The organism is Nocardia sp. NPDC050435, assembly GCF_040655395.1.
Classification (GTDB): domain Bacteria; phylum Actinomycetota; class Actinomycetes; order Mycobacteriales; family Mycobacteriaceae; genus Nocardia.
The window spans coordinates 674772-696660 of sequence record NZ_JBFAJW010000001.1 but is presented as its reverse complement, the minus strand read 5'-3'; the positions used below and the strand labels follow the sequence as shown (position 1 = coordinate 696660).

At 72.3% G+C, this 21889-nt stretch carries 21 protein-coding genes; 13 read left to right on the top strand and 8 right to left on the bottom strand.

Features of this window, described 5'->3' with window-relative positions; all coding sequences use genetic code 11:
* Positions 1 to 41: 41 nt before the first annotated feature.
* From AB0I43_RS03390 to AB0I43_RS03380, 3 genes are read left to right on the top strand one after another with little or no spacing between them, the layout of a single operon-like run.
* A complete protein-coding gene (locus AB0I43_RS03390; protein WP_356972899.1) occupies positions 42 to 1700 on the top strand; it encodes an OB-fold domain-containing protein in 1659 nt (552 codons plus the stop codon).
* Between the two features lie 17 nt (positions 1701 to 1717).
* Positions 1718 to 2848 (top strand): acyl-CoA dehydrogenase family protein, encoded by a 1131-nt coding sequence (locus AB0I43_RS03385; protein WP_356972898.1) that lies wholly within the window; start codon positions 1718 to 1720, stop codon positions 2846 to 2848.
* Entirely contained in the window at positions 2845 to 4104 is a 1260-nt protein-coding gene (locus tag AB0I43_RS03380; RefSeq protein WP_356972896.1) for an acyl-CoA dehydrogenase family protein, read from the top strand. Before AB0I43_RS03385 ends, AB0I43_RS03380 begins: the two co-directional genes overlap by 4 nt.
* Here the strand turns inward: AB0I43_RS03380 and AB0I43_RS03375 are convergent.
* Positions 4101 to 4883 carry an enoyl-CoA hydratase gene (locus tag AB0I43_RS03375; RefSeq protein WP_356972895.1) on the bottom strand — a complete coding sequence of 261 codons (783 nt, stop codon included), beginning with the start codon at positions 4881 to 4883 and terminating at the stop codon, positions 4101 to 4103. The genes AB0I43_RS03380 and AB0I43_RS03375 overlap by 4 nt on opposite strands.
* 110 nt (positions 4884 to 4993) lie before the next feature.
* On the opposite strand from AB0I43_RS03375, the gene AB0I43_RS03370 reads away from it, so the two are divergent.
* From AB0I43_RS03370 to AB0I43_RS03350, 5 genes are all read left to right on the top strand, one after another.
* Positions 4994 to 5662: a TetR/AcrR family transcriptional regulator gene (locus tag AB0I43_RS03370; RefSeq protein ID WP_356972893.1), complete on the top strand. Its 669-nt coding sequence runs from the start codon at positions 4994 to 4996 to the stop codon at positions 5660 to 5662.
* Positions 5659 to 6687, top strand: a complete 1029-nt coding sequence (locus AB0I43_RS03365) for a dihydrodipicolinate reductase (protein WP_356972892.1) — start codon at positions 5659 to 5661, stop codon at positions 6685 to 6687. Before AB0I43_RS03370 ends, AB0I43_RS03365 begins: the two co-directional genes overlap by 4 nt.
* On the top strand, positions 6684 to 8324 hold the full coding sequence (locus AB0I43_RS03360) for an enoyl-CoA hydratase/isomerase family protein (RefSeq protein WP_356972891.1): 1641 nt from the start codon (positions 6684 to 6686) through the stop codon (positions 8322 to 8324). The genes AB0I43_RS03365 and AB0I43_RS03360 overlap by 4 nt, the downstream gene beginning before the upstream one ends.
* Positions 8325 to 8394: 70 nt before the next feature.
* On the top strand, positions 8395 to 9792 hold the full coding sequence (locus AB0I43_RS03355; RefSeq protein WP_356972889.1) for a CoA transferase: 1398 nt from the start codon (positions 8395 to 8397) through the stop codon (positions 9790 to 9792).
* Positions 9786 to 11171, top strand: a complete 1386-nt coding sequence (locus AB0I43_RS03350) for an amidohydrolase family protein (RefSeq protein ID WP_357431125.1) — start codon at positions 9786 to 9788, stop codon at positions 11169 to 11171. The genes AB0I43_RS03355 and AB0I43_RS03350 overlap by 7 nt, the downstream gene beginning before the upstream one ends.
* A 10-nt stretch (positions 11172 to 11181) precedes the next feature.
* On the opposite strand, the gene mftA is transcribed toward AB0I43_RS03350, so the two are convergent.
* From mftA to AB0I43_RS03320, 6 genes are read right to left on the bottom strand one after another with little or no spacing between them, the layout of a single operon-like run.
* Positions 11182 to 11268 carry a mycofactocin precursor MftA gene (gene mftA / locus AB0I43_RS03345; RefSeq protein WP_356973138.1) on the bottom strand — a complete coding sequence of 29 codons (87 nt, stop codon included), beginning with the start codon at positions 11266 to 11268 and terminating at the stop codon, positions 11182 to 11184.
* Complete coding sequence (locus tag AB0I43_RS03340) at positions 11265 to 11660, bottom strand: hypothetical protein (RefSeq protein ID WP_356973155.1); 396 nt, start codon at positions 11658 to 11660, stop codon at positions 11265 to 11267. The genes mftA and AB0I43_RS03340 overlap by 4 nt, the downstream gene beginning before the upstream one ends.
* A 2-nt stretch (positions 11661 to 11662) precedes the next feature.
* Positions 11663 to 12823 carry a thiolase family protein gene (locus tag AB0I43_RS03335; protein ID WP_356972887.1) on the bottom strand — a complete coding sequence of 387 codons (1161 nt, stop codon included), beginning with the start codon at positions 12821 to 12823 and terminating at the stop codon, positions 11663 to 11665.
* Positions 12820 to 14001, bottom strand: a complete 1182-nt coding sequence (locus tag AB0I43_RS03330; protein ID WP_356972886.1) for an OB-fold domain-containing protein — start codon at positions 13999 to 14001, stop codon at positions 12820 to 12822. Before AB0I43_RS03330 ends, AB0I43_RS03335 begins: the two co-directional genes overlap by 4 nt.
* A gap of 14 nt (positions 14002 to 14015) precedes the next feature.
* Complete coding sequence (locus tag AB0I43_RS03325; protein ID WP_356972885.1) at positions 14016 to 15221, bottom strand: CoA transferase; 1206 nt, start codon at positions 15219 to 15221, stop codon at positions 14016 to 14018.
* Positions 15218 to 16723: an aldehyde dehydrogenase family protein gene (locus tag AB0I43_RS03320; protein ID WP_356972884.1), complete on the bottom strand. Its 1506-nt coding sequence runs from the start codon at positions 16721 to 16723 to the stop codon at positions 15218 to 15220. Before AB0I43_RS03320 ends, AB0I43_RS03325 begins: the two co-directional genes overlap by 4 nt.
* 223 nt (positions 16724 to 16946) lie before the next feature.
* Here AB0I43_RS03320 and AB0I43_RS03315 point away from each other — a divergent pair, with 223 nt between their 5' ends.
* The 5 genes from AB0I43_RS03315 to AB0I43_RS03295 are packed head-to-tail and all read left to right on the top strand — an operon-like array spanning position 16947 to position 20762.
* The gene (locus AB0I43_RS03315) at positions 16947 to 17753 is read left to right on the top strand and encodes a TauD/TfdA family dioxygenase (RefSeq protein WP_356972882.1); all 807 of its coding nucleotides are present in this window, start codon (positions 16947 to 16949) and stop codon (positions 17751 to 17753) included.
* Positions 17750 to 18469: an SDR family NAD(P)-dependent oxidoreductase gene (locus tag AB0I43_RS03310; RefSeq protein ID WP_356972880.1), complete on the top strand. Its 720-nt coding sequence runs from the start codon at positions 17750 to 17752 to the stop codon at positions 18467 to 18469. Before AB0I43_RS03315 ends, AB0I43_RS03310 begins: the two co-directional genes overlap by 4 nt.
* 19 nt (positions 18470 to 18488) lie before the next feature.
* Positions 18489 to 19046 carry a DoxX family protein gene (locus tag AB0I43_RS03305; protein WP_356972879.1) on the top strand — a complete coding sequence of 186 codons (558 nt, stop codon included), beginning with the start codon at positions 18489 to 18491 and terminating at the stop codon, positions 19044 to 19046.
* Entirely contained in the window at positions 19046 to 19867 is an 822-nt protein-coding gene (locus AB0I43_RS03300; protein ID WP_356972878.1) for an NAD(P)-dependent oxidoreductase, read from the top strand. Before AB0I43_RS03305 ends, AB0I43_RS03300 begins: the two co-directional genes overlap by 1 nt.
* Before the next feature lie 10 nt (positions 19868 to 19877).
* The gene (locus tag AB0I43_RS03295; protein ID WP_356972877.1) at positions 19878 to 20762 is read left to right on the top strand and encodes an NAD(P)-dependent oxidoreductase; all 885 of its coding nucleotides are present in this window, start codon (positions 19878 to 19880) and stop codon (positions 20760 to 20762) included.
* Here AB0I43_RS03295 and AB0I43_RS03290 read toward each other — a convergent pair.
* Positions 20737 to 21885 (bottom strand): acyl-CoA dehydrogenase family protein, encoded by a 1149-nt coding sequence (locus AB0I43_RS03290; RefSeq protein WP_356972875.1) that lies wholly within the window; start codon positions 21883 to 21885, stop codon positions 20737 to 20739. The genes AB0I43_RS03295 and AB0I43_RS03290 overlap by 26 nt on opposite strands.
* Positions 21886 to 21889 lie beyond the last annotated feature (4 nt).

The following is a 21889-nucleotide window of genomic DNA, read 5'->3' as shown; positions in this document are numbered from 1 at the left end:
CGAGCCGGGCCGCGCGCGCCCGAACACCACGAGGAGACGAGGTGGCCGAGGCTTCGGGGCGACCCCTGCCACAGCTCACGCTGGACAACGAATTCTTCTGGACCTCCGGCGCGGACGGCCGATTACGGATCCAGGAGTGCCGGTCCTGCGCGGCGCTGATCCATCCACCCCAGCCCGTGTGCCGCTACTGCCGCGGGCACGAGCTGGGGGTGCGCGCCGTGTCCGGCTTCGCGACGCTGGCCGGGTTCACCGTCAACGAACGTTTCGGCGGCCCCGGCCTGCCCGCGCCCTACGTGGTGGCTCAGGTCGCCCTCGAGGACGACCCGCGGGTCCGGCTCACCACGAACGTGATCGACTGCGATCCCGGCGATCTCGTGCTCGGCCTGCGCGTCGAGGTGACGTTCCGGGCCGACGGCGATGTCTGGCTGCCGCTGTTCCGTCCCGTCGCCGACCAGCCCGAGCCCGCCGCGCTCCCGATCGACGAGATCGCGCCGCAGGAGATCGCGCGGTACGTGCGCCCGATGCTCGGGCCGCGCAAGTTCGAGGATCGGGTCGCGCTGACCGGGGTCGGCATGTCCGAGATCGGCCGCCGGCTGCTGGTGCCGCCGCTGCGCTTGACCGTGCGCGCCTGCGAAGCCGCGGTCGCCGACGCCGGCCTCACCCTGGACGACATCGACGGGCTCTCCTCCTATCCCGGCGGCGGCAATCTGGGCGGATTCGGCGAGGGCGGGGTGACCGCGCTGGAGGCCGCGCTCGGCATCCGGCCGACCTGGCACAACGGCGGCATCGAGACCTTCGGTCCAGGCGGGTCGGTCATCGCGGCCATGCTCGCGGTCGCCGGTGGACTGGCCCGGCACGTGCTGTGCTTCCGCACCGTCTGGGAGGCCACCTTCAACGACCTGATGCGCAGCGGCCGGATCACCCCGTCCGGCGGGCGCGGCACCGGCTGGCTGGCCCCCTTCGGCGCCACCTCCGCGGCGCACACCCTGGCCCAGAACGCGCAGCGGCACTTCCACCGCTACGGCACCACGCGCGAGAGCCTGGGCTGGATCGCGCTCAACCAGCGCGCCAACGCCGCACTGAATCCCAGTGCGGTGTACCGGGATCCGATGACGATGGACGATTATCTCGGCGCCCGCACCATCACCACGCCGTTCGGCCTCTACGACTGCGACGTGCCCTGCGACGGCGCCGTCGCGGTCGTCGTCTCGGCGGTGGACGCGGCCTACGACCTCGCGAAACCGCCGGTGCTGGTGGAGGCGGTGGGCACCCAGATCATCGAGCGCCTCGACTGGGATCAGAGCACCCTCACCCACGAACCGCAGGTGCTCGGACCGGCCGCGCACCTGTGGACGCGCACCAGCCTGCGCCCCGCCGATGTCGACATCGCCGAACTCTACGACGGCTTCACCTTCAACTGCCTGTCCTGGCTCGAGGCGCTCGGCTTCTGCGGCATCGGCGAGGCCGGAGACTTCCTCGACGGCGGCAAGAACATCGCCCGCGACGGCCTGCTACCGCTGAACACCCACGGCGGGCAGCTCTCGCACGGCCGCACCCACGGCATGGGGCTGCTGCACGAGGCGGTCACGCAACTGCGCGGCGAAGCCGGGGACCGGCAGGTGCCGGGCGCCCGGGTCGGGGTCGTGTCGAGCGGCGGACTCACCCCGGGCGGCGCGATCCTGCTCCGCAGCGCGACCTGAGCGTCGCGGGAAAGGACATGACCATGCAGCTCGCACCCACCGCCGAGCAGCGGCTCTTCCGGGAGACCACGCGCGATTTCCTGGCCGGCACGGTCCCGCTCGGCACCGTGCGCGCACTCGGTGAGCGCGCGACCGGCCTGGATCGCGAGTGGTGGCGGCGCGGGGCCGAGCTGGGCTGGACCGCCCCGCTGGCGCCCGAGTCCCGCGGCGGCGGCAGCGTTTCCGGGCGGCCGCTCACCGAACTCGCCGCTGTCGCCACGGAATTCGGGCTGGCGTGCGCGCCGGGACCGCTCGCGGTGACCAATGCCGTGCTCGCCGGGCTGGCCCGTGCGGGCGAGCGGTTCGCCGAGCCGGTCGAGGCCATCGTCGCGGGCACGGCGATCGCCACCTGGGCGCTGTACGAACCCGGCCGGGGACTCGATCCGGCCCCGACGGGCTGCCTGGCCACGCCCGACGGCGACGGTTTCCGGCTGACCGGCAGCAAGGACCGCGTCGAGTACGGCGCGGACGCGGACCTGTTCCTGGTGACCGCGCACGCCCCCGGCGGGCCGGTGCAACTGCTGGTGCCCGCCACCGCGCCGGGCGTGCGCGTCACCCGCACCTGGACGCTGGATCTGGTGCGCACGACGGCGGCGGTCGAATTCCACGGCGTGCGCGTCGCGGGAGCCGTGCAGCACGGCGCGGAGGCCGCCGCCGCCGTGCAGGCGCAACTCCAGATCGCGGCCACCCTCACCGCCGCCGAGATGGTCGGCGCGACCGACCGCGCCTTCGACGCCACCGTCGGCTGGATGTTCGACCGCTACACCTTCGGCCGGCCGCTGGCCTCCTATCAGGCGCTCAAACACCGGATGGCCGACAACAAGACCTGGCTGGAAGCCGCCCGCGCCACCGCGTGGGCCGCGGCCGCCGCCTGGGACGACGACGCGCCCGCCGCCCCGGAGTGCGCCGCGGTCGCGAAAGCCTATGTCGGCGACCGGGCCCCGGTGATCGTGCAGGACTGTGTGCAGCTGCACGGCGGGATCGGCGTCACCTGGGAGCACGACCTGCATCTGTATCTGCGCCGCGTCACCCTCGGGCGCGCGCTCTACGGCACCCCCGAGGAACAGTACCGGCGCATCACCGAATTCCTGGAGCAGACCGCCGCATGAGCACCACCGATCTCGAGACCGTCGCGGAGTTCCGCGAGCGCGCCCGGCGCTGGCTGCGGGCCACCCTGCCGCCCGCGGCCAAGGGCTACACCGGCGTCGAGGACGACGCGATCTGGCAGCGGGCCCGCGAGCTGCAAGGGGTGCTGTTCGACGGCGGGTTCGCGGGCATCTGCTTCCCCGAAGCCTATGGGGGACAAGGACTCACGCCCGAGCACCAGCGCGCCTTCACCGAGGAGTCGCTGGGCTACGAGATGCCGCTGGTGCTCAACGTGCCGACCCTGGCGATCTGCGCGGCCACCATCCTGGATCTGGGCACCGAGGAGCAGAAGCGCGCGCACCTGCCGGCGGTGCTGCGCGGCCGGGAGATCCTCGCGCAGTTCCTCTCCGAACCGCGCGGCGGCTCGGATCTGGCCGGTCTCACCACCCGCGCGGACCGCGACGGCGCCGAATGGGTGCTCAACGGCGCCAAGATCTGGAGCTCCGGCGCCTACGGCTCCGACTACGGGCTGTGCCTGGCGCGCACGAATTGGGCGGTGCCCAAACACCAAGGGCTGACCCTGTTCCTGGTGCCGTGCCGCGCGCCCGGGGTGACGATCCAGCGCATCCGGCAGGTGACCGGGTCGACCGAGTTCTGCCAGGAGTTCTTCGACGACGTGCGGCTGCCGCCCGACGCCGTGCTGGGCGCGGTGGACGGCGGCTGGGCAGCCACCCAGCGCCTGCTGAACCACGAGCGCGCGGCCGTCGGCGGCACCTCCCCCTACACCAGCGGCGCGCGCCCGCACCTGGGCGGCGACGTCACCGCGCTGGTCGAGCTGGCGCGCGCGGTCGGCGGGATCGCCGACGCCCGGGTGCGCGAGGACATCGGCGCGGCCCGCGCGCGCAGCATCGTCCGCGACCAGCTCGTCGCCCAGGTCTCGCAGGCGATCGCGGCGGGCGCGATGCCGGCGGCCGCGGGCTCGCTGGTGCGGGTCTTCAGCGCCGAGAACGCCGCCCTGCAAGCGGATACGGCGGTGAAGATCGCGGGAGCCGCCGCGGCCACCGCGGGGGCGCACGATCCCGAGCACCGGATCGGGCTGGACTATCTGTTCCGGGCGGCGTGGAGCCTGGCGGGCGGCAGCACCGAGATGTCGCGCAACATCATCAGTGAGCGGCTGCTCGGCATGCCGCGCGAATACGCGGCCGACCGGGACGTGCCGTTCCATCAGGTCGAGCAGGGGCGTCGGCCCGGACCGGCGGCCCGGGCCGGGCACCCTTAGCGATTCGACTCCTTCATCCGCTCCAGATTCACCAGGATCGGATACCCGTTGACGCTCAACGCGTTTCCGTGGCCGGTCTGATGGATGTCGAACACGGACTGGATCGCGGCATAGAAGCCCTGCACATCGAGCGTCTGATTGACCGCGCGTTTGGCCTGGCGCAGACCGAAGGCCGGCATCGCCGCGATCCGGTGCGCTAGCGCCAGCGCGTGCGCGTCCAGCTCGGCGCGGGGCACCACCTTGTTCACCATGCCGAGCCGTTCGGCCTCCGCCGCGCCGACCGACTGGGCCGTGAACAGCAGTTCCTTGGCCTTGCGCGGCCCGAGTTCCCAGGTGTGCCCGTGATATTCCACGCCGCCGATGCCCATCAGGACCACCGGGTCGGAGAACTGCGCGTCGTCGGCGGCGACGATCAGATCGCAGGGCCAGCACAGCAGCAGCCCGCCCGCGATGCAGCGGCCCTGCACCGCGGCGATGGACGGTTTCGGCACGTTTCGCCAGCGCAGCGAATACTCCAGGTAGCGGCGCGATTCGGCGCCGTAGAGCAGCTCCAGGGTGATCTTGTCCGGGCGCGGGGCCGCGCTCTTGAGGTCGTGGCCGGAGGAGAAATGCTTGCCCTCGGCGCGCAACACGATCACCGCGACCGCGTCGTCGTCGGCGGCCTGCCGCCAGGCGGCGTCGAGTTCGTCCAGCAGCGCCGCGTTCTGGGCATTGGCCACCTCGGGACGATTCAGCGTGATCGTCGCTACCTTGTCCGCGACCTCGTAGCGAATATTCATCGGGAGCTCCTCATAGGCGCGTGGTGAACGACAGCCGTGTGCAACAATCGGAGAATTCGATTCTCTCAGTTCGGAATCAAGGATCTCACAGGTGGAGGGACGAAGCGACCGTGACCACCAGTCCAACCGGCGAGCCGGCCTGGAAACAGCGGGCCGTCGAGCGCTCGCTGCGCACCGCGAAGCGGCGCGCGGAGCTGCGCGTGCAGCGGTTTCTCGACGCCGCGCGCGCGATCATCACCGAGAAGGGCACCACCGATCTGACCGTGCAGGAGGTCGTCGATCGCTCGGGCCAGTCGCTGCGCAGCTTCTATCTCCAGTTCGACGGCAAGCACGAACTCCTGCTCGCCCTGTTCGAGGACGCGCTCAACCAGTCCGCCGACCAGATCCGCGCCGACACCGCCGCGACCCCGGTCCCGCTGGAACGCCTGCGCATCGCCGTCGAGCTGCTCTTCGAACGCTGCCGACCCGATCCGGAAACCCGGCGGCCGCTGTTCACCGACTTCGCACCGCAATTGCTCGCCACCCATCCGGCCCAGGTGAAGATCGCGCACACCGGACTGCTGGCGCTGTTCACCGACCTGATGGTCCAGGCACAGGCCGCCGGGGAGGTCCGCGCCGACATCACCCCGCGGCGGATGGCGGCGCTGGTCATGCAGACCGTCATGTTCACCGCCCAATCACCCGGCAACCCCGATCGCCACGGACCCCACGCGATCACCGCCGACGAGGTCTGGACCCTGTGTTCGCGGGGCGTCGCACGTCAGGAGCGGGAGCGATGAGGACCTATCGGGTGGCGCAGTGGGCCACCGGCACGATCGGCAGGCGTTCGCTGCGCGCGGTGCTCGACCATCCGGAACTGACGCTGGCCGGGGTGTATTCGCACACACCCGAGAAGGCCGGACGCGACGCGGGCGAGCTGTGCGGGCTGCCCGCGACAGGAGTGCGCGCGACGAACAGCCTGCCCGAACTACTGGCGCTGGATCTGGACTGCGTGCTCTACATGCCGCGCGCCTTCGAGCAGCGCGAGGTGCTCGCTCTGCTCGAAGCGGGAGTGAACGTGGTGACGACCTGCGGCCGGTTCCATCACCCGCCGAGCATGGACCCCGTGCTGCGCGAGCAGGTCGAGAGCGCCTGCGCCACCGGTGGTTCGGCCCTGCACGCCACCGGCAGCAGCCCCGGTTTCGTGACCGAGGCGCTGCCGCTGGTGCTCGCCTCGGTGCAGCGCCGGATCGACGGCCTCGCCATCGACGAATACGCCGACCTGTCCCAGCGCGACTCCCCCGCCATGCTCTTCCAGATCATGGGTTTCGGCCGCCCGCCCGCCGAATTCGACCAGGCCCGCGCCGACTACCTCGCCACCAGCTTCGGCCCCTCGTTACGTCTGCTCGCCGACGCCTTCGCCATTCCGGTCGGCACCATCACCGCGCACGGCGAGATCGCCACCGCCCGGCGCGCCACCACCATCGCCGCCGGCACGATCGAGGCGGGCGCCGTTGCCGCCCAGCGCATCACGATCACCACCCGGGCACCCGGCCACGCTCCCCTGCGCTTCCGCGCCACCTGGTACTGCACCACCGACCTCGACGCCGACTGGCATCTCCGCGAGACCGGCTGGCACGTCGCCGTCGACGGCGACGCCCCCTTGGACGTCGACATCCGCTTCCCCATCCCGCTCACCCGCATGGCCGAGGTCTCCCCCGGCTACACCGCCAACCGCGCCGTCAACGCCGTGCCCGCCCTCTGCCGCGCCCGCCCCGGCATCCGCACCACCCTGGACCTCCCGCATTTCCCGGGGGTCCGGTGACGACGCTGTCCGCCTTGCGCGCCCACCTGCTGCACACGGGCCTGCACCTCTCCCCTGCGGGCATTCCGGGCACACCCCTGATCGTGGTCGATCTCGACGAGCTCGCCGCGAACGAACCGGCCACCATCAGCCACACCTCCGCCCTCCTGCGCGAGAGCCTCCCGCTCACCATCGGCATCCTGCGCGGCCCCCTGACGCCCGACCTCGAGCCCTTGGCCGCCGCCCTCACCATGACCCTCACCTCGGCACAAGAACACCTCCACCGACAGTTCCTCGTGCCGGTCCCCGACCTCGACGCGGCCCTCGAACAACTCACCACGGCAATCACTTTCGCACCCCAGTCGTCGCTGGCCTGCGGCCAACTGCTCCGGCGCACCAGCGGCGCGAGCACCACCTCCGCTCTCGCCGCGGAAGCCGCCGTGTACTCGATGCTGCTGGGCGGCACCGAATTCGCGCGCTGGCTCGGCAAGCGCGACCGGCCCCGCCGCCGCGAAATCCGTAACCCCCACAAACCTTCGAACGCGTCCGGGCGGCCACCCGATCGGCGGCCGCGGCCCGACACCTCAGTGCCGCCGGACACGACCAGCACGGATCCGTACGACGCCGTCGCGGTGGGCAGGACCGAAGCGGAGCGAGGGCGCAGTGTGGTCGAGAGCTCCGAAGGTCGCGGCGCCACAATCCAGGTTCCGCACGACGCGATCGCGGCAGACCGGGCCGAAGCGGACCGGGGGCGCAGTGTGGCCGAGAGTCCCGAGGATCGCGGCGACACCGTCCAGGTTCCGCACGACGCCGTCGCGGCAGACCGGGCCGAAGCGGACCGGGGGCGCAGTGCGATCGAGAGCCCCGGGGGTCGAGGCGGCACCATCCAGGTTGCGGACGACACGGTCGCGGTGGACCGGACCGAAGCGGGTCGGGGGCGCGGTGCGATCGGGAGCTCCGGGGATCGCGACTTCTGCGGCGACACCGTCCAGGTTCCGCACGACGCGGTCACGGTCGGCAGGACCGAAGCAGACCGGGGGCGCAGTGTGGTCGAGAGCTCCGAGGATCAGGGCGGTTGCGGCGACGCCGTCCAGGTGCGGCGCGCGGGCTCGGCGCTCACGGTCGTGCTGAATCAGCCGGGGCGGCGCAATGCGCTCGGGGCTGGGATGCGCGAGGAATTGCTCGCGGCGCTGACGGTCGCCGAGGCCGATCCCGGCATCGAATCCGTCGAGCTCGGCGGGAGCGGGCCGGCGTTCTGCAGCGGCGGCGATCTGGCCGAATTCGGCGCTGCCACCGACCCGGTCGCGGCCTATCTGGTGCGGTTGGAGCGCGCGCCGTGGCGGGTGCTGGATCGGATCGCCGGCCGCGTGACCGTTCGCGTGCACGGCGCGTGCGTCGGGGCGGGCGCGGAGATCGCGGCCTTCGGTGGCCGTGTCGTCGCCGCGCCGGACACCTGGTTCCGGTTTCCGGAGATCGCCATGGGACTGATCCCGGGGGCCGGGGGGACGGTCAGTGTGCCGCGCCGCATCGGCCGCTGGCGCGCGGCGTGGCTGATGCTGTCCGGAACTCCACTGGCGGCGCGCGAGGCGTTGCGCTGGGGGCTCGTGGACGAGATCACCGAAAGTTCAGGCGAGGCAGATGCTTTCCGGCGCAGCTGAATCTTCCGCCGGCGCTCGTCCGGCCGTCCGGCGAGCGATGCCGGTGCGCGGCGAGACACCGTCTTGTCCGGTGCTGGCGTGGGCGGCCTCGGGCGGTATGGCGCTCACGGGATACCGGGGCGGCGCACCCGTGATGTCGCCCGCTCCGGCGTTCGAGTTGCTTCGGGCGGTGTCGGCGACGCTCGCCTCGGTGACCGGGCAGGTGGGCGAACGAGTGCTGATCGATCCGGCGGCAACGGTTTTCGGGCGCGCCGGCCGGTCGAGGCGGGAACGGGACGGGCGGCGGTCGGTCGGGGGCGCGAGCCGGATCCTGCGGACGGCCGACGGCTGGTGTGCGGTGACCTTGGCGCGCGCCGCGGATTTCGAGGCGGTGCCCGCGATCCTCGGCGACGCGACAGCGTCGGACGCGTGGGCGGCGCTGACCGCCGCCGCGCGGCGGTGGCCGGCGCGGACACTCGCCGAACGCGCACAATTGCTCGGCGTACCCGCTGCGGTCGTGCCCCCACGACCGTGGCCCGCCGACCGGCATGGCGGCCCCGAGCGATACCGCGAATCGGGCTCCGGACCGCCCCCGGACCGAGCCGAGGAGGCGGGCACCGCGCCGCCGAGCGGGCCGAGCCGGCCAGAAACGCCATCAGGACAGCGCTGCCCAGCGGCGGGCTCCCGAACCGAGCCGGACGACAACCTCCCGGGCACGGCGTCGCGACCGATGGATCGCCTCTTCGCGAATACTCTGCCCTGGAACACATCTCGCCTCGCCGCCGCGGTTCCGGAGGCCGCCCTGCGAGACTGTCTGGTGGTCGATCTGTCCGCGCTGTGGGCGGGTCCGCTGTGCGCGCGGCTGCTGGCGGCGGCCGGGGCGCGGGTGGTGAAGGTGGAGAGTGTGCACCGTCCGGACTCGGGGCGGGCGTGGAGTCCGGAGTTCTTCCGGTGGTTGCACGAGGGCAAGGAGTTCCGGAGCGTGGAATTCCGGACCGAGGCCGGGCGCCGGGAGCTGGCCGCCCTGCTCGACGCGGCGGATATCGTCGTCGAGGCCGCGCGCCCGCGAGCGCTGGCCCACCTCGGGCTGGCGCCCGAACAGCTCCGGCACCGGCCGGGCCGGGTGTGGTTGAGTCTCACCGGGTATGGGCGGGCGGAGCCGATGCGCGTCGCCTTCGGCGATGACGCCGCCGCGGCGGGCGGCCTGCTCGGCTGGGGTGTGGACGGGCCGATGTTCTGCGGTGACGCGATCGCGGATCCACTGTCCGGCATCTGTGCCGCGCTGGCGGTCGCGACCGCGGTGCGGGCGGGCGGCGGCGTGCTGCTCGATCTGTCCATGCGCGCTACCGCCGCCGCGTTCGCGGCGGCGCCGGCGATCGAGCACGGCCCGCACCGGGTCGTCCGGCACGGTGGCGGGTGGAGCGTGGAATGCGCTGCCTCCGAACACAATCAGCCGGTCCTGGCGCCGCCGGCGGGTGCCGGATGCTGATCCGGCGGGCACGCGTACTCGGCAGCGAGCACACCGATGTCCGGTGGCGCGGGGACCTCATCGTCGAATCCGGGACCGGCCTGCGCCCGCTACCCGGCGAGGACGATCTCGATGCCCGCGGCGGCTGGTTGCTGCCGGGGCTGCACGATCACCATATTCACCTGCGCGCGTTGGCTGTTCGCGCCGACTCGGTGTCGCTGAGCCCGGACCGGGTGGCCGGCCGCGCGCAGCTGATCGCCGAACTGCGGCGTCTGGACGCGGAGCTCCCCGCGGGCCGATGGATTCGCGGCATCGATTATCACGACTCCGTCGCCGGAGCCCTGGATCGCCGTCTGCTCGACCACGCCCTGCCCACGCGCCCGATCCGCGTCCAGCATCGCAGCGGCGCGCTCTGGACGCTCAATTCGGCCGCCTGCGCCGCGGTCGGCCTCGACGGATGTACGGCGACCGGTGTCGAACGCGAGCCGGACGGGCGGCCGACCGGCCGGCTCTGGCGGCTGGATTCCTGGCTCGGCGCGCGGGTTCCCCCGCTGTCCCCCGATCTCGCGCAGGTCAGCGCTCACGCCGCCCGCCACGGGATCACCGGGTTCACCGAGGCGACCCCCGAGCTGACGCAGGCCGATGTGGCCGCGCTCGCGGCGGCGGTGTCCGAGGGGCGGATCGCGCAGCGCCTGCACTGCATGGCTCCGCCCGCGATCACCGACCCGCGCGTGGCGCGTTTCACCCTCGGCCCCACCAAGATTCTGCTGGACGATCAGGCGCTCCCGACCCTGGACGCCTTCACCGACACCATCCGCGCCGCACACGCGGCGCACCGCCCGGTCGCGGTCCACTGCGTGACCCGAGTGCAATTGATCCTCACGCTCGCGGCACTGGCCGCCGCCGGGATCGCGCCGGGTGACCGCATCGAACACGGCGCGATCATCCCCGATACCGTGCTGGAGCACTTGCGCGACTCCGCGTTGACGGTGGTCACCCAGCCGCACTTCCCGATCGAACGGGCCGCCCAGTACGCCCGCGAGGTGCCCCGCGACGATCGAGCGGACCTGTGGCGGCTGGGTTCGCTGCGCCGCGCCGGGGTCGCGATCGCCGCCGGCACCGACGCCCCGTTCGGCGACCCGGATCCGTGGCGGGTCGTCGCGGCCGCCACGACCCGGCGTGCGGGCGAGTCGATTTCGTTGCCCGAGGCCCTCGCGCTGTTCCTCGGCCGAGCCGAGCGGCCCGCGCGGCCCCGAACGCTGCGCCCCGGCGCGCGTGCCGACCTCACTCTGCTCTCCGCCGCACCCGAGGACCTGGCGCGCGATCCGGCCGCCGCGGCCGACCTCGTCGCCGCGACCGTCGTCGCCGGCCGGCCCGTGCATCTGGGGGCCGACCGGTGAGGTGGGCGGCTCAGTAGACCCCGCACATCCCGTCGATCGACACTTCCTCCACCAGAACCTCTTCGACGAGTTCCGCGTCCTCGGTTCCCTCGCTCATGCCGACTCCTGACCCACGCGGACCGTGACCGCGCGCTCGTTCTCCAGCACCCGGCTGCCGCGCGGCGCGCGGGCGGGCGACACCAACGGCGCACCGAGCCGGGCGGCCAGCATCCGCGCTTCGGCGCGCGCACCGAGCACGGCGTGCGACCACGTCCACGCACAACCGAACGGCGCGAGCAGATCCGCGGTCTGCGCGAAGTTCGCGCGCTCGAGCAGATCGGGGTCGAGTACCACGCCGTAGAGCGCGAAGGCCCCGGACAGATTCATCGTCAGCGAACCGTCGCAGACGACGTGCACCGTCCCACCGGCGCCCGCGCGGCGTGCGGCCCGCCGCAGCACCGAGCGCCGCCGGGCCCTGCCGCCGCGGACCAGCGCGACCACCTCCGCCACCGCTACCGCCCCGGCCCTTGCAGCAGCGTGACCGCCGCGACGGCCGTCGGCCCGCCCACGGTGTGCGCCAGACCGATCCGCGCGCCGTCCACCTGGTGGCGGGCGCTGCCGCGCAACTGCTCGAACAGCTCCACGCACTGGGCGACGCCGGTCGCGCCGGGCGGATGACCCTTGGATTTCAGCCCGCCGCTGGTGTTCACCGGCAGGGATCCGCCGGGCCCGGTGGCGCCGGATTCGACCAGCTTGTACGCCTCGAACCGCTCGGCGAAGCCGAGGTCCTCGTAGCTGATCAGCTCCACGCCGGTGAAGAAGTCGTGCACCTCGGCGACGTCGACGTCCGAGGGGGTCAGGCCCGCCATGGCGAAGGCCCGCCGGGCGGCGCGCACGCTGGCCGGGAACGTGGTCATGTCCCGCTTGTGCTGGTGCATCACCGAATCCAGGCCCAGCCCCACGCCGCGCACCCACACCGGATGGTCGGTGTAGCGGTCCACCACGTCTTCGGCGGCCAGCACCAGGGCGGCCGCGCCGTCGCTCTGCGGCGCGCAGTCGTACAGCCCGAACGGCGTCACCACGGTGGGCGCGGCCAGCGCCTGTTCCAGCGTGATCTCGAACTGCAAGCGCGCCTTGCGATTACCGGCTCCGAAGGCGTGGTTCTTCACCGCGACCAGCGCGAGATGCTCGCGGGTGGCGGGTGACTCGTGCAGATAGCGGGTGACGTGCAGGGCGAACTCGGCCGGCGAGACCAGCCCGAGCGGGTAGTCCCAGGCGTTGTCGCGCGACATCGCCTCCCAGCCCCACAGCATGTCCTTGGAGGCCGATTCCCGCAGTTTGTCCGCCCCGAGTACCAGGGCGACGTCGCAGGCCCCGGACGCCACGCCGAACAGCGCGTTGCGCAGCGCGTCGTGCCCGGTGGCGCAGGCGTTCTCGATGCGCGACACCGGAATGTCGGGCAATCCGAGGGTGTCGGCGAGGATCCCGGAGGGGAATCCGTCGGCGGTGCCGCACTCACCGAACCAGGCGGCCTGGATGTCGCTCTTCGCCAAGCCTTTGTCGACCGTGGCGGCGCACTCGGCGAACGCCATCGGCAGCAGATCCTTGATGCCGAGCGCGAAATGTTCGGCGAAGGGCGTCATCCCCGCGCCGACGATGGCGACCCGCTTCATACTGTGTCCTCCTGCTCGGGCTCGAAGGCGTAGCCGTAGTCGGGTACGCCCGAGCGCACGGCCACGCGCCGCAGCGTCATCCGGCCGCGATCGCCGATGTCGACGGTGCCCGGCTCGGTGCCGGTCACCTTGGCCAGCGCCCGCACACCGACCTCGTCGAGTTCCACGATGACCAGCGAGTAGGGCGTCTTGAGCCCGGGCACCGGGACGTGCACGGTGACACCGGTGTAGACGGTGCCGGTGCGCGGCAGCGGCACCAGGCTGTAGTTGGTGGCCAGCGCGCCGTCCGAGCCCACCCGGTAGCGCGGCGGGAAATCCAATTCCGTTCCACCGGAATGTTTTCCGGCCACCCAGCGCACCTTGGCCTCGAAGGCCCGCTCATAGGCGGCCAGCGAGATCAGCAGTTCCGCGCCGGGCCGCTGCACACCCTCGGGTTTGGGCCGGGCGGCGGGTTCCCGGCGGTACACCCGCGCCTCGCCGCCCGCGACCGCGATACCGAACAAACTGCCCTGCTCCACCCCGACGAGCGGCCCCGTGCGGCCCGCCTCGGCCAGCGCCGCGAGCGCGAACAAACCCGCGGACGCGCCGAATGTGGGCAGCGGCACCGGGTTTCCGGCGCACAGCGCGACCGCCCGCTCGTGTTCCACACCCGCCACCGCCACCGGCACGTCCAGCCAGGTCGCCTCGAACGAGGCGAGCAGCCCGCGCGCGTGCAGCAGCCGGGGATCGCCGTAGTCGTGCACGTCACCGGCGGCGGTGCGGGTGCGCACCGGCAGGCTGCGCGAAATCCGGGCCGCCGTGCGCACTTCCAGCCCGCGCTCGGCGGTCAGCACCGCCACCGCGCCGGCCGGTTCCAGGTCGACGCCGATGATCAGGGTGCGCGGGCGGGCCGAGCTGACCGCGTCCAGCGCGGCGGGCGCGCCGCCGAGGCGCTCGACGACCTCGAGTTCCGGGTCCAGCCCGAGCCCGGCCAGCAGGGCCGCGGCATTGCCGCCCTCGAGCAGCGGCAGATCCCGGCTGACCAGGATCACCACGTGTGCCGCGCCCGCGCCGGCGTCGAGCACGGCGCGCCCGGCCTCCACGGCCAGCGTCACCGCGTCCTCGTCGTCGCCGGGCACCCGGTGCCCGGGCGCGCCCCAGCACGGCAGATACGTTCCCATCGCGGCGATGTGCGGCATCGAACCCTCTCCTTCTAGGTGACCGCGCCCGCGGTCTTCAGCGCGATGATGCGATCCCAGTCCAGGCCCAGCTCCAGCAGCACGTCCTCGGTCTGGGCCGCGAATTCCGGCGCCGGCCCGGAGGTGGGCGGGGCGAGGTCGAACTGCACCGGATTGGCCACCAGCTCGAGTTCGCCCGCGCGGACCAGATAGTCGTTGGCCCGCACCTGGGCGTCGTCGGCCACCTGCCGCGAATCCTGCACCGGGGCCCACGGACCCGCCAGCGTCGCGAATCGCTCGGACCACTCGGCCAGCGTGCGGGTGGCGATCACCTCCTGCAGAATCCCCACGGCGGCGGCGGTATTGGCGGCCAGGCCCGCGGCGTCGGCGAAGCGCGGATCCTGCGCCAGCTCGGGTCGTTCCAGGTGCTTGCACACATCGGCCCAGAACTTCGCGGGCTGCATCATGACGAAGGACAGGTAGCGCCCGTCGGCGGTCGCGTACAGCCCCGAGAGCGGATTGGCCGGGGAGCCGTGCGCGCCCAGCGGCGGCGGCGTCATCGGCTGGTCGAGATGCACCGAGAGCGCGATGCCGTGCCCCATCGACCACACCCCGCTGCCCAGCAGCGACACGTCCACGATCGCCGGGACGCCGGTGCGCTCGCGCTGCAACAGCGCCGCCGCGATCCCGCCGGCCAGATTGGTGCCGGAGATGGTGTCGCCGAAGGCCGGGCCGGGCGGCGGCACCATGCCCGCCACCCCCGCCGGGGTCAGGCTGGCGGCGATGCCGCCGCGCGCCCAGAACGCGGTCATGTCGTAGCCGCCCTTGCCGGACTCCTCGCCGCGCGGGCCCAGCGCGCTGCCGCGCGCGTAGACGATCCGCGGATTCACCGCCCGGATCTCGTCCACGTCGATCCGGAACCGGCGCCGATGCTCGGGCAGGAAGCTGGTCAGGAACACATCCGCGCGCTGGGCGAGCGCGTAGAGCACTTCGCGCCCTTCGGGTTTGGACATGTCCAGCCCGACGCTGCGCTTGCCGCGGTTGGCGTGCTCCCAGTTCGGGTTCGGGTCGCCCCGGACCTCGAAGGCGCCGGTGCGCCGCAGTCCGCGCTGCGGGTCGCCGGTGACCGCGTGCTCGATCTTGATCACCTCCGCGCCCCACTCGGCGAGCACCGCGCCCGCCGAGGGCACGAACCCGTACATCGCGACCTCGAGCACCCGGATGCCGTCCAGCGGCTTCACCGGATCACCGCCGCGAACGTCTTGCGCTCCAGGAACTCCTCGAGCCCCGCCACGCCGGATTCGCGGCCGATGCCCGACTGCTTGTAGCCGCCGAAGGGCGCGTCGGCGGCGAAGTAGTTGCCGCCGTTGATGCTCATCGTGCCGGTGCGGATCCGGCGGGCGACCGCGAGCGCGCGATCGTCGCTCGCGCTGAACACCCCGCCGGACAGGCCGTAGATGGAGTTGTTGGCGATCCGCACTGCCTCGTCGTCGTCCTCGAAGGGGATCACCACGAGCACCGGGCCGAAGACCTCCTCCTGCGCGATCTCGCTGTCGGGGTCGACCCCCGACAGCAGGGTCGGCGTATAGAAGAAGCCCGGGTCGACCTTCGTGCCGCCGGTCACCAGCGTCGCGCCCGCGGCCACCGCGCGCCGCACCATGGCGTCGACCTTCTCGCGCTGGCGCTCGCTGATCAGCGGTCCCATATAGGTTTTCGGGTCGCCCGGATCGCCGTGGCGGACGTGGCCGAAGTTCGCGGCCACCTTCTCGACCATCTCGTCGTGGCGCTCGCGCGGCACCAGCAGCCGGGTGGTCAGCGCGCAGCCCTGCCCGGCGTGGGTGACGACGCTGAAGGCCGCGAACAGCGCGGTCAGATCGAAGTCGGCGTCGTCGAGCACGACCATCGCGGACTTGCCGCCCAGCTCCAGGAAGACCCGCTTGAGGCTCTCGCCGGCCGCGGCCATGATGCGCCGTCCCACCGCGGTGGACCCGGTGAAGGTGACCATGTCCACCTCGGGATGGGTGGTCAGCGCCTCGCCCACCGCGACCTCGGAGGAGGCGAGAACGTTCACCACGCCCGCGGGAATGTCGGTGTGGCGCTGGATCAGCTCGCCGAGCGCCTGGGTGATCAACGGGGTGTCCGGCGCGCCCTTGAGCACGACGGTGCAGCCGGCGGCCAGGGCCGGCGCGAGCTTGGCCAAGGCCAGCTGATTCGGATAGTTGTAGGCCACGATCGCCGCGACGACACCGGCCGCTTCCTTCTCGACCCAGCGCCGGTGCCGCTGCCCGCGCGCCTCGGTCTCGGGCAGTTCCTCGGTCAGCGGATAGTTCTTCAGCAGGTCGGCGTAGTAGCTCACCAGGCCGATCGGGATGTCGAGCTGATTGCCCAGGGTCAGCGTGCGGGTGGCGCCGACCTCGGCGATGGTCAGCTCGCGCAGTTCTTCCCGGTGCTCGAGCAGCGCGTGGTGCAGTTGTTCCAGGCAGCGCACGCGCAGGGCGGTGTCGGTCGACCAAGCGGTGGTGTCGAAGGCACGGCGGGCGGCCGCGACGGCGGCTTCGGCATCGGCCACCGTGGCGTCGGGCGCGCGGCCGAGCACCGCGCCGGTGGCCGGATTGAGCGAGACGAAAGTCCGTGCGGGCGTGACGAGTTGCCCGTCGATGAGCAATCTGCGCCCCAGCTCGGCCGACTCTTCGTGCTCGCGCCCGGCGCCGGTACCCGACGGCGCCTGGTCCTGAGTGTGCATCCCGCCTCCTCGAATCGTGAAAACTAGATTCTCATAGATGGAGAATCCATAAATCGTTTTCCGCGAATCTAACCGCACGGCCGAGATTTCGTAACCCCCGGCGACTTTCGGCCCGCGACCCGATCGCAGGACCGCGACCAGCCCCGGCGTACCGGATCACGGAGGACTTGCCCCGGAGAGAATTGCGAGAGTACCGTTCTCCAATGATGGAAGGGAGATTCTTGTGATCGAGACGAGAGCGCTCAGCCCGGCCCTGGGCGTCGAGGTCACCGGCGTCGAGGACCTGCTCGACGAAGCCGTGATCAGTCGCTGCCTGGAGGCACTCACCTGGCGGGGCGTCCTGCTGATCCGAGGGCTGCACCTCGACGACGAGGCCCAGCTGGCCTTCAGCCGGCGCCTCGGCACGGTGCTGGCGCCGGCGGGCAAGGAGATCTTCAAGATCTCGCTCGACCCGGCCGTGCAGCCCTCGGCCGAATACCTCAAGAGCACATTCCACTGGCACATCGACGACACCACCAACGAGGTCCCGGCCAAGGCCACCATGCTGACCGGCCGGCACGTGGCCATGACCGGCGGCGGCACCGAATTCGCCAGCACCTACGCCGCCTTCGAGGCCCTGCCCGAGCAGGAGCAGAAGCGCTACGAACAGCTGCGGGTGGTGCACAGTTTCGAAGCGGCGCAACGCCTCACCCACCCCGATCCCTCCGAACAGGAGCTCGCGGCCTGGCGGCGGTTGCGCAGCCACGAGACCGCGCTGGTCTGGCAGCGCCGCGACGGTCGCCGCTCGCTGGTGATCGGCGCGACCGCCGACCACATCGTCGGCATGCCCGCCGAGCAGAGCCGCGCGCTGCTCGACGAACTGCTGGAGTGGACCACCCAGGAACGGTTCCGCTACACCCACGAGTGGGCCGTCGACGACGTGGTGGTCTGGGACAACACCGGCATGCTGCACCGCGCGCTGCCCTACGACCCGGCCTCGCGGCGCACGATGCACCGCACCACCATCGCCGGTGAAGAGCCGTGGGGATGAGCGCCGCGACGAAGACCGCCGTCGTCACCGGCGGCGCCTCCGGGATCGGCCTGGCGGTCGCGAAAAGACTGCGCGCCGACGGCTATTCGGTCGCCACGCTCGACCTGCGCCGCTCCCACGACGACGAACTGGCCTTCACCGCCGATGTCACCGACCCGGCCGCGGTGTCCGAGGCGTACGCCGCCGTGCGCGCGAAGCTCGGCCCGGTCACGGTTCTGGTGAACGCGGCGGGGATGGAGGGCTTCAAGCGGTTCGCCGATCTGTCCTTCGAGGAGTGGCAGCGGGTCGTCGCGGTGAACCTGGACGGCGTCTTCCACTGTGTGCAGGCGGTGCTGCCGGACATGCTCGACACCGGCTGGGGCCGGATCGTGAACATCTCCTCCTCCAGCGCGCATTCGGGGCAGCCGTTCATGGCGCACTACGTCGCGGCCAAGTCGGCGGTGAACGGCCTGACCAAGGCGCTGGCGCTGGAACTCGGCCCCTCGGGGATCACCGTCAACGCGGTGCCGCCGGGATTCATCGACACCCCGATGCTGCGCGGCGCGGAGGAGCGGCGGCTGCTCGGCGGCAGCGTGCAGGACCACATCAAGCGCACCCCCGTGCGCCGGGTCGGCCGGCCCGAGGACATCGCCGCGGCCTGCGCGTTCCTGATCTCGGAGGAGGCCGGGTACATCACCGGGCAGATCCTCGGGGTCAACGGCGGCCGGAATACCTAGCGTGACGGGAGGTGAACCGATGGCGGCGGATTTCGCGCTGCTGCTGGTGCGCGTGGTGGTCGGCGGCACAATGGCCGCCCACGGCGTCAATCACTGGCTCGGCGGCGGCCGGATCGCCGGTACCGCCCGCTGGTTCGGCGGACTCGGGCTGCGGTATCCGACGACCCAGGCGTGGTTCAGCGTGCTCACCGAGATCGGCGCGGGCGCGCTGCTCGTGCTCGGCCTGCTGACGCCGCTGGCGTGCGCCGCGGTCGTCTCGGTGATGCTGGTCGCCGGGCTGCTCGCGCACCGGGCCAACGGATTCTTCGTCTTCCGTGAGGGATACGAGTACGTGCTGGTGCTCGCGACGACGGCGCTCGCGCTCGGCGTGCTCGGCCCGGGGCGCTGGTCGCTGGATCGGCTCGCCGGGATCGAGCGCACCGGGTGGGCCGGCGGCGCGATCGCGCTCGGCGTGGGCGTGGCGGCCACGGCGGCGCTGCTGGCGGTGTGCTGGCGGCCCGAGCCGGAGCCGCCCGAATGCGCGCAATCCACCGAAGCGGCTGTGCCGCAGACCGAAACGATCACGGAGGACCGCTGATGCGGGTCGGATTCATCGGATTGGGCATCCAGGGTGGGCCGATGGCCCGCCGGATCGCCGCGGCCGGGCACCCCGTCACCCTGTGGGCGCGCCGCCCCGAGGCGCTGGAAGCCTTCCGCGACACCGGCGCCGCCTTCGCGGGCTCTCCCGCCGAGCTCGCCGCGGCCAGCGACCTGGTGTGCCTGTGCGTGGTCTCCGACGCGGACGTGCGCGAGCTCGTCACCCGGCCGGACGGCGTCCTCGCCGGGCTGCGGCCCGGCGGCGTCCTCGCCGTGCACAGCACCGTCCATCCGGACACGTGCATCGAGCTCGCCGAAACCGTGGGCGCGCAGGGCATCTCGCTGCTCGACGCACCGGTCAGCGGCGGCGGCCCGGCGGCGGAGGCGGGCACCCTGCTGGTGATGGCGGGCGGCGAGGCGGCCGTCGTCGACCGCTGCCGTCCGGTCTTCGACAGTTACGCGCGACTGGTGGTGCACCTCGGCGCGGTCGGCGCGGGCCAGGTCACCAAGATCATCAACAATCTGCTCTTCACCGCCAACCTCGCCACCGCCGCGGGCGCCCTGCGCGTCGGCGAGAGCCTCGGTCTCGATCCGAAAGGGCTGGGCGAACTCATTTCCCAGGGCACCGCGAACAGCTTCGCCCTGGGCCGCGTGGTCGCGAGCGGCGGACTCGACAGCATCGCGAAACACGCCTCCGGCCTGCTGCGCAAGGATGTCGCCCTGGCCGCCGACCTGGCCGCGCGCGCCGGCGCCGCGGACGGTGTCGTCTTCACCGCCGCCCGGAACACGCTGTCGGTCATGGATGACCTCCTCGGCCACTGAAAGGAACCCGATGCGCGTCGGATTCGTCGGGGCAGGACGCATGGGCGCGCCCATGATCGATCGCCTGCTCGCCGCGGGGCACGAGGTCCGCGTCCTCACCCGCACCTCGACGGGAAACCCGCCGCCCGGCCGGAAGCGGGCTGCCTCGGGGCCGCCCCGAACCGGCAGGTCGGCGGACGGCGACCTGCCCGTGCTACCGGCCGGGGCGCTGGTCACCGCGCAGGCAGCCGAACTCGCCGCCGGCGCGGCACTGGTGGTGGTCTGCGTCTTCACCGACGCGCAAGTGCGAGCGGTGTGTCTCGACGGTGAGCTGCTGCCCGCCATGGCGCACGGATCGGTCCTCGTGGTCCACACGACGGCCGGGCCGGGCACGATGGCGGCGGTCGCCGAGCGGGCCGCGCAGTACGGTGTCGACGTGCTCGACGCTCCCGTCAGCGGCGGGCCGCACGATATCGCGGCGGGCGCGCTGACCGTTTTCGCCGGCGGCGCCGACGCGGCCGTGCGGCGGGCCGAAGCGGTGCTCTCCTGCTACGCCGAGCCGATCCTGCACGTCGGACCGCTAGGGTCCGGGCAGCGGATGAAACTGCTCAACAACGCCGCGTTCGCCGCACAGCTCGGCGTCCTCGCCGAAATCGTCCGTCTCGCGGCTCGATTCGGTCTCGACGAGCAGACCGTGCTGCGCGCCCTGCCACACGGCAGCGCGGGCGGCCGGGCGCTCGCCGGCGCGGCGGCCCGCGGTTCGGTCGGTGACTTCGTCGCGGCCGTCGACGGTTTCCTGGCCAAGGACATCGCCGAGGTGCGCGCCACGACCGCCGGTCTCGGCGCGCACCTCGGTGAGCTGGAGCCGCTGATCGACCTGCTGAAACAGGTCACAAACCCAGCGATTTCGCGATGATCAGCTTCATCACCTCGCTGGTCCCCGCGTAGATCCGGGCCACCCGGGCGTCGGTGTAGAGGCGGGCGATGGGGTAGTCCATCATGTAGCCGTAGCCGCCGAACAGTTGCAGGCAGCGGTCCACGACCCGGGCCTGGACCTCGGTCGCGAACAATTTCACCCGCGCCGCGTCCGGGCCGGACAGCCGGCCCGCCACCAGTTCCAGCACCGCGTTGTCGACCAGCGCCTGGGCGGCTTCGATATCGGCCGACATCGCGGCGAGCTCGAACTTGGTGTTCTGGAACGAGGCGACCGGAGCGCCGAAAGCCTTGCGCTCCTTCACATATTCGATGGTGGCGGCGTGCGCCGCGCGCGCCTGCGCCACCGAGCCGACGGCGACCGTCATCCGCTCCTGGGGCAGGTTGTGTCCCAGGTAGCCGAACGCCGCGCCCTCCGCACCGAGCCGGTTGGCCACCGGCACCCGCACATCGGCGAAGGACAGCTCGACGGTGTCCTGCACCTTGCAGCCCATTTTCTCCAGGACCCGGCCCTTCTCGAAGCCGGGCATCCCGTCCTCGACCACCAGCAGGGTCAATCCGGCGCGGCGATCATCCGGATCGGTCGAGGTGCGCGCGACCACGACCACCAGATCCGCGAGCAGGCCGCCGGTGATGAAGGTCTTCGCGCCGTTGAGCACGTACTCCTCCCCGTCGCGAACGGCGGTGCTGCGCATACCCGCCAGATCCGAACCGGTGCCCGGCTCGGTCATCGCGACCGCGGTGAGCAGCCGGCCCGCGGCCAGGCCGGGGAACCAGCGTTGCCGCTGTTCGGCGTTCGCGTACTCGAGGAAGTAGGGCAGGATGACATCGATCTGGGTGCGCACCGTGCTCAGCGTGACCAGCGCCCGCTGGGCTTCCTCCTGGAGCACCGCGTTGTAGCGGTAGTCGGGCAGGCCCGCGCCGCCGTACTCCTCGGGGATCGCGGTGCCGAGCAGGCCCAGCGCGCCCAGCTGTTCGAAGACCGCGCGCGGCATCCGCCCGGCCCGTTCCCAGTCCGGATAGTTCGGCACCACCTCCTTGCCGATGAACTCGCGGGCCAGCTGCCGGAACGCTTCGTGATCCGGCGTGTAGACATCCCTGCGCATAGCG